Origin of the sequence: Cytobacillus kochii (assembly GCF_044790165.1) — a bacterium.
GTDB classification, from domain to species: domain Bacteria; phylum Bacillota; class Bacilli; order Bacillales; family Cytobacillaceae; genus Cytobacillus; species Cytobacillus kochii.
The window spans coordinates 4041232-4055620 of sequence record NZ_CP085254.1 but is presented as its reverse complement, the minus strand read 5'-3'; the positions used below and the strand labels follow the sequence as shown (position 1 = coordinate 4055620).

The 14389-nt window shown below is 39.4% G+C and carries 13 protein-coding genes; 12 read left to right on the top strand and 1 reads right to left on the bottom strand.

Annotation, left to right across the window (positions count from 1 at the left end):
- The first annotated feature begins 10 nt into the window (after positions 1–10).
- From LG276_RS20670 to LG276_RS20615, 12 genes are all read left to right on the top strand, one after another.
- Positions 11–1630 carry a gamma-glutamyltransferase family protein gene (locus tag LG276_RS20670; RefSeq protein ID WP_281202713.1) on the top strand — a complete coding sequence of 540 codons (1620 nt, stop codon included), beginning with the start codon at positions 11–13 and terminating at the stop codon, positions 1628–1630.
- 249 nt (positions 1631–1879) lie between these two features.
- The gene (locus tag LG276_RS20665; protein ID WP_224937195.1) at positions 1880–2101 is read left to right on the top strand and encodes a DUF3311 domain-containing protein; all 222 of its coding nucleotides are present in this window, start codon (positions 1880–1882) and stop codon (positions 2099–2101) included.
- The gene (locus LG276_RS20660; protein WP_224937194.1) at positions 2101–3567 is read left to right on the top strand and encodes a sodium:solute symporter; all 1467 of its coding nucleotides are present in this window, start codon (positions 2101–2103) and stop codon (positions 3565–3567) included. Before LG276_RS20665 ends, LG276_RS20660 begins: the two co-directional genes overlap by 1 nt.
- Before the next feature lie 16 nt (positions 3568–3583).
- A complete protein-coding gene (locus LG276_RS20655) occupies positions 3584–5206 on the top strand; it encodes an amidohydrolase (protein ID WP_251162167.1) in 1623 nt (540 codons plus the stop codon).
- Positions 5207–5565: 359 nt separating this feature from the next.
- Positions 5566–6936, top strand: coding sequence for a hypothetical protein (locus LG276_RS20650; RefSeq protein ID WP_224937192.1), 1371 nt, complete (start codon positions 5566–5568; stop codon positions 6934–6936).
- Positions 6893–7624, top strand: a complete 732-nt coding sequence (gene kdsB / locus LG276_RS20645) for a 3-deoxy-manno-octulosonate cytidylyltransferase (RefSeq protein ID WP_095371787.1) — start codon at positions 6893–6895, stop codon at positions 7622–7624. The genes LG276_RS20650 and kdsB overlap by 44 nt, the downstream gene beginning before the upstream one ends.
- Positions 7617–8498, top strand: coding sequence for a 3-deoxy-8-phosphooctulonate synthase (gene kdsA / locus LG276_RS20640; RefSeq protein WP_224937191.1), 882 nt, complete (start codon positions 7617–7619; stop codon positions 8496–8498). Before kdsB ends, kdsA begins: the two co-directional genes overlap by 8 nt.
- Positions 8461–9444, top strand: a complete 984-nt coding sequence (locus LG276_RS20635; protein WP_341097966.1) for a KpsF/GutQ family sugar-phosphate isomerase — start codon at positions 8461–8463, stop codon at positions 9442–9444. Before kdsA ends, LG276_RS20635 begins: the two co-directional genes overlap by 38 nt.
- An 11-nt stretch (positions 9445–9455) precedes the next feature.
- The gene (locus LG276_RS20630) at positions 9456–9977 is read left to right on the top strand and encodes an HAD family hydrolase (RefSeq protein ID WP_251162164.1); all 522 of its coding nucleotides are present in this window, start codon (positions 9456–9458) and stop codon (positions 9975–9977) included.
- 12 nt (positions 9978–9989) lie between these two features.
- Positions 9990–10409 carry an HIT family protein gene (locus LG276_RS20625; RefSeq protein WP_404292715.1) on the top strand — a complete coding sequence of 140 codons (420 nt, stop codon included), beginning with the start codon at positions 9990–9992 and terminating at the stop codon, positions 10407–10409.
- A 20-nt stretch (positions 10410–10429) separates the two neighbouring features.
- The gene (locus tag LG276_RS20620) at positions 10430–12634 is read left to right on the top strand and encodes a hypothetical protein (protein ID WP_404292713.1); all 2205 of its coding nucleotides are present in this window, start codon (positions 10430–10432) and stop codon (positions 12632–12634) included.
- Complete coding sequence (locus LG276_RS20615; RefSeq protein WP_224937186.1) at positions 12631–13743, top strand: capsular polysaccharide biosynthesis protein; 1113 nt, start codon at positions 12631–12633, stop codon at positions 13741–13743. The genes LG276_RS20620 and LG276_RS20615 overlap by 4 nt, the downstream gene beginning before the upstream one ends.
- Here the strand turns inward: LG276_RS20615 and LG276_RS20610 are convergent.
- Positions 13740–14246 (bottom strand): sigma-70 family RNA polymerase sigma factor, encoded by a 507-nt coding sequence (locus LG276_RS20610; protein WP_404292711.1) that lies wholly within the window; start codon positions 14244–14246, stop codon positions 13740–13742. The genes LG276_RS20615 and LG276_RS20610 overlap by 4 nt on opposite strands.
- Between the last annotated feature and the right edge of the window lie 143 nt (positions 14247–14389).

The window sequence follows — 14389 nt, the reverse complement described above, 5'->3', positions numbered from 1 at the left end:
AGGAGGAACAATGAAGAAAAAACTTATACTGCTAGGATTGCTGGTCGTTATTCTCATTGTGATTGTTCTTCTACGGGTTTTTGATGGAAAGGGTGAAGAAGAGGTGAGCCTCCCGATGATAGGAACAGAGAGCGGTGAATACGGGGTAAGTGCAAGCCACCCGTTAGCTGTAAAGGTAGGAATGGAAGTATTAAACGAAGGGGGTAATGCAGTTGATGCGGCTGTTGCTGTGTCTTATGCATTAGCCGTTGTCGAACCATATGGCTCAGGCCTTGGCGGTGGCGGGGAGACACTTGTATATCAAGAAGGGGTAAAGCCATTCGTTCAGCAATATAGAGAAATGGCTCCGCTCTCTTCGGAGGAAGTAGAATCAGATTCAGGCATTCCTGGATTTGTAAAGGGAATGGAAGATATTCATGAAGCTGAAGGAAGTATGTCGTTTAAGAAGATTATGGATAAAGTGATCCCACTAGCTGGAGACGGCTTCCAGGTAGATGAGGATTTATCTTATCGCTTTAAGGTAGCGCTAAATAATCGGATAGACGAGGATGAAGAATCACCTTTTATTATTGATGGGGAGCCGATAGAAGCAGGTGATCGTCTCGTGCAGCCAGCTCTTGCTCAGACGCTTAAAAAAATCCGTGATGGCGGTGCGGCAGCATTTTACCGAGGTGAGATGGCAGAGTCTTTCGCTGAGCAACATGAATCGTTTGACCGCAGTGATTTTAGTAAGTATACTTCACAAAAAATGAAAGCAGTGCATGGAGAGTTTATGGGATACGATGTTTTTTCATCTGCCCCACCATACTCAGGGCTGACCGTCATTCAATCATTACAGATGGCAGAGAAAGTATTAGAAGAACAAAAATGGGAAGATGAACCTTCATTTGTCGCCTCTTTCGGAGAAATTAGTAAAATTGCCTACGAGCAGAGATTATCGCAAATAGGGGATATGGATTATACCAATCTTGATTTGGAAAAATCAATGAGTAAAGAGTTTACTGATGAGTTGGTGGAGGAGCGTAAGGACATTTTCAAAAGTGCCCGATTAAATGATTCAGAGGCAGAACGTAAAGATTATGGGCATACCACTCATTTTGTTGTCGTAGATGATAGCGGGATGATGGTATCCACAACGAATTCATTAGGGAACTTCTTTGGAACAGGAGAGTATATGAAGGAAGGATTCTTCCTGAATAACGCACTCACCAATTACAGTGAAAATGAAAAAAGTCCGAATGTGTTTGAACCAGGTAAACGGCCAAGAAGCTTTATCTCGCCAACGATTCTAGCAAATGATAAAGAAGTTATCGGCATAGGCTCACCTGGAGGAAGAAGAATTCCTGCAGTGGTCACCGAATCCATTCTCTATCATCTTGTGTATGGTTATAGTTTACAACAAGCTGTGGAGCGACCACGTTTTTATTTAGAAGACGATAAAATTGAGATTGAACCAGGCTTCAAACGGGAAACCTATAACGAACTACAAAGTAAAGGCTATAAAGTGAAAATCAATGACAACGCCACTTACTTCGGCAGTGTCAATGCCTTATCCCTACAACTAAATGACCGTACATTAGACGGAGCTGCAGATCCCCGTAGAATAGGAGAATGGAAGAAAGCTGAATAAATGAAAAAGGCATTCAATCAAACGTTTGATTGAATGCTTTTTTTTGGGGAATTTAATCTGTGGTTAAGCAAAAGGTACCTCATATACTTTCTTTAGAATACCGCCATATTAATCATTTGAATATAGATGGAAAAACTTGTTGTCATAATGGGTGGTTAAATATTTTTACATTTTGTCGAATGATATCATTCTGTTAATAATAGATAATTATGAAATATCTGAATTATCATTTATAGAAAGGAGAAAAAAATGAAAAAGCGCAAATTTATTTCTTTGTATGTGGTTGTTACCATGATTCCGTTTTTATTACTTATTTTTCCGCTATTTGAATTAGTGAATCGTCCAACACCTATTATTTTGGGGCTACCCTTTTCATTTTTTTGGGTGATTTTATGGATATTCATTACATTTGTTGCATTAATTGTACTTTATTTTATTGATCCGGATAAAAATGAAGAGGGGGATTTTTAATGCCTCACTGGCAAATTGCATTGGTCATAATGATTGTATATTTAGTTGTATGCCTACTAGTTGGTATTTTTGCGGGTAGAGGGAGGGATAGTAGTTCGTTAGATGAATTTGCGGTTGCAGGAAGAGGGCTGGGTTTACTTGTCATGTGGTTCCTTATGGGAGGTGCGGTTTTTAGTGCTTTTTCATTTTTAGGCGCTCCAGGTTGGGCATATTCGCGTGGTGCCCCTGCTTTATATATTATTACATATACCGCATTTGCTATACTACCGTGGTATATTATTGGGCCTAAAATTGGGAAGATAGGTAAAAAGAATAATTTATATACTGTATCAGCCTTTTTGAAAGGGAGATTTAATAGTCCATGGCTGGCTATTGTAGTAGGTATGATTGCATTACTTGCTTCCATTCAATATTTGGCTACTCAGATGTCAGGCATGGCGATTATTTTCAATATTATGACAGAAGGGCGTATGCCTATCTGGTTAGGTGCGCTAATTTCTTACGGAATAGTGGTTGTATATGTGGCTACTGGTGGGCTTCGAGCAGCAGCATGGTCCGATGTTTTTCAAGGATTATTGATGATTATTGTTTCTTGGGTTGTAGGCCTCTCTATTGTTTATCAATTACATGGTGGTACATCTGATATGTTCACAACAATCGCCCGCGAAACACCTGAATTTCTTCAAATTGGAAAAGACGGTTCCACTATGAGTCCTATGGCTTTTACTACGATAATTCTTGTCTCTGTTATAGGTTTTCTCATGTGGCCACATCTTTTTTCTAAATCATATGCATCAAATGCCAAAATAATAAAGAAAACAGTACTTGCATATCCAATTTTTGCCCTATTCCTCGTCCCTCTCCTTTTAGTTGGTTATGCAGCTGTAGGGGTGGTCGATTCAGGGGAGTTGAGTAGCCCTGATCAGGTGCTGCCGTATTTAATTACGACAGTAATGAACCTTCCAGGATGGGTTTATGGGTTAGTAGGAGCGGGTGCTTTAGCAGCAGCGATGTCTTCAGCAGATGCCATCACTCATAGTGCTTCTTTGGAAGTGACTGATGGTGTTGTTAAGAATGTAAAAAAGAACTTAACAGATAAGCAAACACTATTAATTATGCGGCTTGGTGTATTTGTTATTGGTGGACTAGCTTACTATATTACTGTTTTTGGTGGACAAGGTTTAGTAGCTCTCCTTTTAGGAGCATATGGTGCTATTGTACAATTCGCTCCAGGTGTTTATAGTGCTTTATATTGGAGAAGAGCGACATCAAAAGGGGTATTAAGTGGGTTAATTATTGGCACTATTTTAAATTTCTATTATCAGCTTGTTGCTGATTCAGTTCCGTTTGATATCCATGCTGGTATTATTGGCTTACTAGCTAATGTATTTGTGATGATTACAGTTAGTTTGCTAACTAAACCTCAAGAAGCTGAACAAGTAAGTAAATATGTAGATGTAGCTTAAAGAAAGGAAGGTAAATATGATAGCAGATATCGTAATGACAAATGGTGAAGTACTGACAATGGATGAGAACAATAGAATTGATGAAGCGGTAGCGATTAAAAGTAATAAAATAATTGCAGTTGGCAAGAATTCTGAAATGAGTTCTTTCATATCTGATCAAACGAAATTAATAAACCTTGAAGGAAGAACACTTTTGCCAGGGTTTATTGATGCTCATCTTCATCTAACAATCTACGGGACGAATTTGCTTAGTGTTAGTTGTAAAGCTTCTCATATAAAATCCCTAAATGATATATTTAAAGATTTGAAAAAGAAATGTCAAGAGACTCCAAAAGGTGAGTGGGTACGTGCATGGGGGTTTAAGGAAGACGCTTTATTAGAGAAGCGTTTTCCAACAAAGCAAGAATTAGATCAAATATCGACTGAACATCCTATTGTTATTATTAGAACCTGTAATCATACTTCAATTGCAAATAGTAAAGCTTTAGAGATTGCAGGGATTAATGAACATACAAAGAACCCTGATGGAGGAATCCTAGAAAGAGATTGTTTAGGATTGTTGACAGGTAAGTTAATTGAAAATGCCCATATGCAATTATTTGAACATGCAGCGTACTCTAGTGAAGAACTAAAAGAAGGAATGGCTTTGGCATCTGATGATTTTGTTAAATATGGCATAACAAGTGTACATGATGCTGGAGCTTATGGAGATGGCGGCGAAACGATGCGAATGATGCAGGAAGCCGTCAATGAAAATAAGGTAAAGGTTAGGGTTTATGCCATAGTAGGGTCATTAACAAATTCACATGATTTCGTGAGGAATATGATTAATGAAGGTAAGTTTAGTGGTCAAGGGGATCATCGATTTAGAATCGGACCTGCAAAGCTGTTTACTGACGGTAGCAGTACTGGTCCAACTATTGCCACAAGAGAAGGTTACACGCATAACCCTAAAGATTTCGGTGTGATATATTATGAGCAAGAGGAGTTAAACCGTATATTAGGTGAAGCACATGATAACGGTTTTCAAATAACTGCTCATGCTCAAGGTGATAAAGCAATTGAGATGGTATTAAATTGTATTGAAGAGGCACTAAAAAAGAATCCGCGAGAGAATCATCGCCATCGAATTGAACATGCGGGTATTGCTGCACCTGATTTACAGGAACGAATAAAGAATCTAGGAGTTATTCCTATCCCTAACCCAGGATTTATTTACGTGAACGGTGATCATTACAAGGAATATTATGGAGATCGTGTAAATGTCATGTATCCTGCCAAAGACTATTTGGATAAAGGTATTATTATAGCTTTTGGTTCTGACACTCCAGTCATTGATTTGGATCCATTACTGGGAATTCATTCAGCAGTTAATCGAAAATCTAGCAGTGGTAATCCTATCGGTGATGAGCAGTCTATAGGAGTATTGGATGCAATTAGAGCTTATACATGGAACGGTGCTTATGCTAGTTTTGAAGAAAATATAAAAGGAAGTATAGAGACTGGAAAATTGGCTGACCTAACGATTCTAAATGAAAGTATACTAAACAAACCTATTAATCAAATCAAAGATATGTTTGTTGAAAAAACGATGATAAATGGTGAGTTTGTTTATTCTTGCCCGCAAAAGGTGCTTTAGGAAAAAAATAGAAGAATAGTAAAATATCTTTAATGCGATAAAAGCCAGAAGTGTATTTAAATACATTCTAGGCTTTTTTTATTATGTGAAACTTATTATATTGAATATTTTTTATATGATGTCGCCAATAGCGAGTCGTGTGGGGAAAGCACATTATATTTCCACTAACAAACGTACCTCTTTCGTTTTTAGTTTAATTGTAAACCCTCTATTAACTATTATGAAAATTTTCTAACAAATGTAAATGTCTATTAAATGGTTTGTAAATAATCGGTAAATCCATCATTTTCCGGCGATTGTCATGATACACTCTAGGCAAATAAAGCGTTAAATACAGCCGATGAATTTGGAGGATGCTAATGGCTCATTTCATGTTTATTCGAGGCAACCGCAATAAGAGGCTTTTTCATGATATTGGGGCTGAGTTGGAGCGAAAAGGTCATCAAGTTCATTTAATACAGCTTGAATTAAATGAGTTACTAATGAAAACGACCATTCCAACCGTTTTTTTACCTAATCATGTGGCGAAAGAGGAATACCCGATTAGTGACAAGGAGTTAATGGATCTACAGATATATAATATTACTTTTACAAAAAGGGTACTGCAAAAGGAAATCCCGCTAAGTGAGCTTAGGATGTATAAGCGGTACATGGCAGCACTAGATCACCTGATTGATAAGTACAACATAGAAGTAATTTGCTTGTTTAATGGCTATCACTGGATTGACCAAATATGCCGTTATTTAGCAAAGAAGAAGGGTTTGCGGACGTATTTCTTTGAAGATGGGCTGTTCAGGCCATATACGATTACGTGTGATCCGAATGGGATTAATGCCTGTTCGAGCGTCCCGAGAGACTTCTCCTTCTATCAGGATATGGAGGTCGACCGTCCGCGTCTAATGAAATTTATGTTTCGCCCGGAGGAAGAATCACTTAAGCACCTAAAGAGGGAAAATCTAGTGAAGGTTGCTTCAGCAAAACTATTATCAATGGCAGGGTCACTTTTGCGTATCCACCCTAACTATTTTGCTCATATTAATTTCTGGCAAGGACTCAAATATTTCGTTCATAAGAAATGGTATAGCCGAAGAAAGGAAGATGAGGTTGACTTGCGGGGTGAATATATCTTTCTCCCGTTTCAAGTGTCTCGTGATACGCAAATTTTTTATCATTCACCACATATTCAATCAATGGAGCAATTACTAGAAATTACTTTAAAAGCGGTGGAACAATATAACCAGACGTATCACAGGCAAATCAAAGTCATTGTAAAGGAACATCCTGAAGACTTATCAAGACAAAACTATCAATCATTAAAGAACAAATATACAAATGTACAATTTGTTCAAAAATATCGGATGGACAAGCTTTTGAAGGCTAGCTTAGCTGTGGTGACGGTCAATTCAACAGTCGGAATAGAAGCGCTTGCTCATTACAAAAAGGTGATTACATTAGGAGATGCCTTATACAATATTGACCCGCTAGTGGAAAGATGTCCGCATCCAGATCTTTTATATCAAAGTTTGCAAAAGTCATTATCGACCCCTTTATCTATAGATAAAATTGAAAAATTTCTCTATTATTTACGATTTCATTACCAAACAGAAGGTGTACTCAATCGACCTAATAAACAAACAGCAAAGAATTTAGCAAATAGATTAGAAGATTATGAGAGAGGTGTATTGGATGAAAGCGATTGGAATCATTCCCGCAAGGTACGCATCGACTAGATTCCCAGGTAAACCACTTGCACTTATTGCTGGTGTACCAATGATTGAACGGGTATATCGCCAAGTGTGCCAATCGGAAGAATTAGAACGCGTCATTGTCGCTACTGATCACGAAGAAATTAAACGAGTAGTAGAATCAATCGGGGGTGAGGCGATATTAACAAGCGCCGCCCATGAAACGGGCTCTGACCGTATGGCTGAAGTAGCATCCAATATAGAAGGTGACTTTTTCATTAATATTCAAGGAGATGAGCCCCTCATCCAGCCTACACTGATTAATGAGATGGTTCGTACCTCTCGAAAACAGCAAAATAGGGCTGTAATCACCGCTATGAAAAAAATTAATCGCCCTGAAGATATCACGGACCCAAATGTGGTAAAAGTCGTTACAAATGAGCAAAATGAGGCACTCTACTTTTCGAGAGCACCGATTCCTTTTCAAAGAGGCGAGAAAACCGATTATTTTAAACATATTGGTGTCTATGGTTATCCACGTGAAATATTAATGAGATTCGTTATGCTCCCACAAACACCGCTTGAACAAGCAGAAATGCTTGAGCAACTAAGACTGATAGAAAATAATATCCTGATTAAAATGATTGCAACAGATGACCCGTTCCATGGTGTAGACACAAAGGAAGATATTCAAAAAATAGAAGAGATTCTAGGGGGAAAACAGTATGTCTAAAACAGTCAGATTAAATGATGAAATCGTATTTGGCGGTGAGCGTCCTTTTGTATTGATTGCCGGACCATGCATGTTAGAAAGCAAAGAAGTAGTGATGGAGACAGCGGCAAGATTAAAAGAAATTACCTCTCATTTAGGCATTCCATTTATCTTCAAAGGGTCATTTGATAAAGCGAATCGATCATCTATATTTTCCGAAAGAGGACCTGGACTTCAAGCGGGATTAAACATGCTAGCAAATGTGAAGGATGCCTTCCGCATTCCTGTGTTATCAGATATTCATGAGCCTAGCCAAGCGGCTTTGGCTAGTCAAGTACTGGATATTATCCAAATCCCAGCCTTTCTTTGTAGACAAACAGACTTGCTTACTGCTGCAGCGAAAACAGGAAAAGTCATCAATGTGAAAAAGGGTCAATTCCTCTCTCCTACTGACATGAACAATGTTGTGACAAAGTTAAAGGAAGCAGGCAATGAGCGAATATTACTTACAGAAAGAGGCTCAACATTTGGCTATAACAATTTAGTTGTTGATATGCGTTCATTACCAATGATGAGAGAAATGGCACCAGTTGTATTTGATGCCACACATAGTGTGCAAATTCCAGGAGGCAATGGTACAAGTACAGGAGGGAAGCGTGAATTTGTTCCTTACTTATCTCGTGCCGCAGCAGCAGTTGGCGTCGACGCTATTTTTATGGAGGTTCACCCTAACCCTGAAAAAGCGTTATCTGATGGACCGAATATGGTGAAATTAAGTGATGTAGAACAAATATTAAAACCGATTGTAGCCATGGATTGTTTATTAAAAGCATCATCCTATGCAGGAGGGAATGAGCATGCTGAATATGAAAACGAACCAGCTGGATTATACTAATCACGTGATTTCTGTATTGGAAAAAGAAGCAACAGCTATTATGCAGTTAAAAGATCAAGTCGGTCCACATATCAATGAAGCGATTGCCATGATTCTCCAATGTGAAGGAAGAGTGGTTATTACAGGCATAGGCAAATCAGGCATAATTGCCAGAAAAATCAATGCTACTATGGCGAGTACAGGTACACCTTCTATTTTCCTTCATCCATCGGAAGGCTTACATGGAGATTTAGGGATGGTTACGGCTAAGGATGTAGTGATAGCGATATCAAATAGTGGGGAATCGGAAGAAGTATTACAGCTCATTCCATCCATAAAAAGAATCGGTGCGAAATTGATTAGTATTGTGAAAAACCCATTATCAACATTGGCTAGAAAGTCAGAGATCGTCCTTTGTATAGGCAATGTAGAAGAAGCCTGCCCACATGGTTTAGCTCCTACAACAAGCACGACGGTTACTTTAGCTTTAGGAGATGCCTTAGCCATTGCCTTACTAGAAGCAAGAAACTTTCAGCCAGAAGATTTTGCAGTCTTTCATCCGGCAGGCTCATTAGGTAGAAGATTATTACTTAAAACAGCTGATGTGGTCGCTAATACCCGCAAAAACCCGATTATTGCTACACATGCAACCGTTCAAGAGGCACTATTCTCTATGACTTTACAAGGAATGGGTGCGATCAGTGTAGTCACAGAGAAAAATGAATTATTCGGTATTTTAACAGATGGTGATATTCGAAGAGCATTTGCGATGACGAATACAATACTTGAAGAACAAGTCCTTCAATATTGTAATCCACAACCCTATTTTCTATCAGAAAATCACCTTGCTTCTGAAGCGAAGACATTAATGGAGCAGCATAAAGTAAATGTGCTGCCGATTGTCAATGACAAACATGAGCCCACTGGTATGATTCATATTCATGACCTTATGCATCTTGGGTTGTAGGAGGCACACTGATGAAAAATATTCGCTTAATCGTGTTAGATGTTGATGGTGTGTTAACCGATGGCAAACTCTTGTTATCAAGCAGTGGTGAAGAAGTAAAGGCATTTCATGTACATGATGGCATGGGAATTAGCCTAGCGAAGTTTGTTGGGATAGAGGTCGCGATTATAACAGGCAGACGATCTGCGGCAGTTGAGAAACGAGCTGCGGAACTGAACATCAACCATGTGCAGCAAGGTGTGAAAGATAAAGTATCCGCCCTTTTACAATTAGCGGGTGAATTAGATATTGATGTGAATCAAATGTGTTATATCGGTGATGATCTGAATGATATAGAAGCAATGAATATGGTCGGGTTAGCTGCATGTCCAGCAAACGCGATGGAGGAAGTGAAGCAAGAAGCGGAAATCGTTGCGGAACGGATGGGCGGTAATGGCGCAGTGCGGGAGATTATTGAATCCATTCTTCGTCAAAGTTTTGATTACGCGGCACTAGTAAAGGATTTTCTTAACCAACAGGCGGTCAGACAGTAAGGAGTGTTTCTCTTGAATAGCTGTGAAATTTGTGAAAAACAGTTAACTCATAAGCGTGAAGTAATTTACAGTAATGATCGGTGGATGCTTGTTGCGGTTGAATCAAGGACTGCATTGGGCTATTTACACTTGGAAACGAAGAGACATATTGAACAGTGGCACGATTTAAACGAGGCAGAACAGCATGATTTTTTTCATATCGTCAAAGTGGTTGAAAGCGCATTGAAAGAAATAATTGGCAGTGAACGTTTATATATGACTTCAATGAATGAGCTTGTACGGCATCTTCATTTTCATCTTATCCCACGACTAGAAGGTAGTGCTAAGCGGGGGCTGCCATTTATTTCTGAGGTCATTGGAGGAGTCCCATCCGTATCTCTAAAGGAAATGGATTGGGTCAAACGATTGAAAACACATTTCGTACATGTATAAAGGAAGGAGGTATTGTACGTATGGGTTGGAAAAAGACAATAAAAAAAGGTTTAAAACAACTTTCACTGAAAAAAGGGAACGAACAAAAGCCATTTATTGAAATGGGAGAGAATTGGAGCAAAACTGAGGCAGTGCCTGTCGCCTTTATGTTCGGCTTTAATCCTTGGAAAAGGGAACATAGCAGCAAATTTTTCTCAGAATATCGCACCGCGTTTGTTTTTGGCCAAGGGGATTTAAAAAGATTGCAACCTTTCATCAAAAAGGCTTCTCAGGTAGTATTTATCGTCTGGGGATTCAAAGAACCTGAAGGGCTAACTGCTTATGCAGCTAAGAAAGGTATTAAAGTCCTTCGTGTGGAAGATGGCTTTGTCCGCTCAGTAGGCTTAGGTGCAGCCCATACGTTTCCTCTATCCATTGCTGTTGATTCAAAGACCCTTTATTTCAATGCTCGGCAACCATCAGATTTAGAAGAATTATTAAATACTTACGAGGTATCAGGAGAAATGTTGCAGCGTGCAAGAGAATGTCGGCTACAGCTTATTCAACAGGGCGTATCAAAATATAACCATACGGCGCAAACTGATATTCAAAAGATTTATGGTGAGAAAAAGTCAAAGAGAATTTTAGTTATAGGGCAAGTAGAAGATGACGCATCCATCCAATATGGACTAGAAGCGAAAATGACCAATAATGATCTCGTTCGTGCAGCTGCAAAAGAGCATCCAGAATGTGAAATCATTTATAAGCCACATCCCGATGTTCTTGGCGGATATCGCAAAGCATTTTCTAATCCAATGGATGTGACCGATGTGGCGAAAGTTGTAACTGAACCGCTTGGTATCGTTGATGCGCTCCAGACGATTGATCATGTATACACGATGACTTCTCTCGTTGGCTTCGAGGCCCTTATTCGCCGTATACCAGTTACTTGTTACGGATCGCCATTTTATGCAGGCTGGGGCTTAACAACAGATAGGCAGCCAAACGCTAGAAGGCAACGGAAACGTACGATTGACGAGTTATTTGCGATTAGCTATCTTGTGTATCCGCGGTATATGAACCCAGATACCGGTGAACATATTCAACTTGAAGAAGCAATGAAAATCTTAATTAGACAACGTGCAGAGAGTATGGAGCTAGAGGGTGATAAGAAAAGACAAGCACTTGCCTTTTCTGAAGCTGAACAATTATATAAACAAGCATTAAGTTTAGTTTATCAACCTAGAAGAGAGCAAGTGTATATTGAACTCCTAAATGATGCGAGACAATACGAAAAATCCCTGCGGCTAATAGAAGAAAAGCAGCGACAGAACAGCTTACCTGACTCTCTATATTGCGAAAAGGGCATTGCTCATGCCGGTCTAGGGAATTATGAAGCAGCACTTATCTCCTTATTAAAAGTAGAAAAAAAATCTAAGCGACAAATGCTTGCTTTAATCAGATTACTATGGAAGATTGAAGGCCCATCAGATAGGTTATTACAAGCAACAGAAGAGACATTAAAAATGTTGGATGTAGATTTTTCTAAAGAAGATATCATGCAGTTTGCAGCTATCCTTAATCATTGCGGTCACCCCTATAAGGCGAAACGGCTTTTACGGGAGAAACAAATAGAACCAATAGAGGTGCCTTATCTTTCTTTGGCAGTCAATTTTGATTTCGATCAACTAAACGCCTCTACTTATAGTGAAAAAGTGGTTGTCAATCAATTGATTCAATCAGAAGGCCAGTTTCAACAACTGCTGACCACTCCAAAAAAGATAGGTATTATACTAGAAGCGACATCACAAGAGGCGGTGCATCATTTCTGCCAAAAATTTGATACCCTCATCTTTGTCACAAAACCAACCTTTTCATTGGTTGATCGGAACCGTTCATTCGTTATGTTTAGTGCCATTCATCCCGAATTGCATGAGCAGGTGAACTTATCACAGGTGGAATTATTATTATGTAATGAGCCGGGCCTTATTCATCGCTATCCCCATGGCTCAGATTATATGCGTACATTGATAGAACGAGGTGTGAAGCTAGAATCTTACCCACAAGGTTTGTATCGTGAGTTAGTCAATCAACTCGGCAGAAAACCAAGCGATCGTGAATTATTACTCTTCTGGATCGTTCAACAAACAGGAGAAAAAATAGCCGAGGAACAAATCCTTTACTCAGGCAACAGTAAAGACAAGGATATGCTTAAATCCTACATCGTAGAAGGTGTCCTACAGTGAACAAATGGCGAGTATTAGCAAAGAAAGGTGTTAGGAAAGTAAAGGAGCTACGAAAATATACACAAAGCGTTCGCCAAGTGAAAAGGAATAGTGGAACAAAACCGATCGCGTTAGCATTTTACTTTTCCCATTGGAAACAAGAGTGTGTGAAGGAATTTTTTCGTGAATATGAGATTATTTTTATCCCCCATACTTTTACTACTGTTTTTTTACACAGGTTGCTCCGTGTAAAAAGGGAAAAAGTGTTCTTAATATGGGGATCTAAACAACATGTACAGCTAGAAGATATAGCCGAAGCCTATCAAGTTCCCATATATCGTGTTGAGGACGGCTTTGTCCGCTCTGTTGGTTTAGGGGCGCTGCATACATTGCCATACTCCTTATGCATAGACAAGACAGGTATTTATTATGATAGTACACAACCAAGTGACTTAGAGCATTTACTGAATCATCATCATTTTGACCAAGATATCTTAGATCGTGCAGCGCGCATCATAGAAGAAATAAAAGAAAACGGCTTAAGTAAATATAACCATCTTTCAACTAAAGATGTGAATGTAGTCTACGGCAGGAAAGCGAACAAGCGGATATTAGTCATTGGACAAGTAGAAGATGACGCTTCGATTATGATGGGAGCAGCTACACGTTGGACGAACAATGACTTGGTCCGCTTAGCTAGGGAGGAAAATCCTCATGCGCAAATTATATATAAGCCGCATCCTGACGTATTATCTGGTAAAAGACCGTTGCAATCCAATCCAAAAGACGTCACGCATCTAGCACAGATTGTCAGCGAACCAATTAGCTTGCATGATTCACTTAAAACCGTTGACCATGTTTATACCATTACTTCTTTATCCGGTTTCGAAGCACTCATGCGAGGCATTCCCGTTACAACAGTCGGAGCCCCTTTTTACTCCAACTGGGGCTTAACAGATGATCGTCAAATGGTAGCCAGAAGAAGAAGGCAACGCACACTTGTAGAAGTATTCGCTGCCGCCTATTTACTTTATCCCAAATATATGAACCCGAATACCAAAGAACCTATCACTCTAGAAGAGACCATCCAATTAATTAATGAAGAAAGGAATGCTCCCGTTCACACTTAATGGCGCGTTCCTTCTCGCCCCATCTTCTTCCTTAAGGATCTCCGTGCGCCTTCCCGCCACTGCTTCACAGCAGAAATAGACACCCCCTCTTTAATGGCAATCTCTCGAATCGAGTGATCATACATGAGTGTATACCATACCCACTTAAACTGCTTCTCCGTCAAACATCCTCGACAAACCCGCAAAAACTCAAGGTCTACAGTAGAATCATCACTCGTTTCATCATCAGCCACCAATAACCAAAACTCTTCCTCAGCCACTACCCGCCGCTCTGCATAGTTAATCGACCGCTTCAACTCATTCAACAATTTCCCCCTCACACAAGCATAAGCATAACTAATAAAAGGCTTTCCCACCCCTTCATCATATCGCTCCCAAGCCTCCCACAAAGCAATCACACCCACCTGATAATATTCCTCTTTCTCCCGATAAATCCCCAAACTCCTCATAATCTTAAAAATCATTGGCTCATACGACTTAAGCACAACCTCAAACTCCTGCACTCTCTATCATCCTTAAAGGAAGCGCGCTTACCGGTTTTTTCCTAGGTAGGGGTAGTTTAATGAATTACATAGAACATTGACAAAATAAAAAAACTATTTTTATTGCCGGGAAAAGTTATGTATTTCTAAGAAAAACAAAAAAA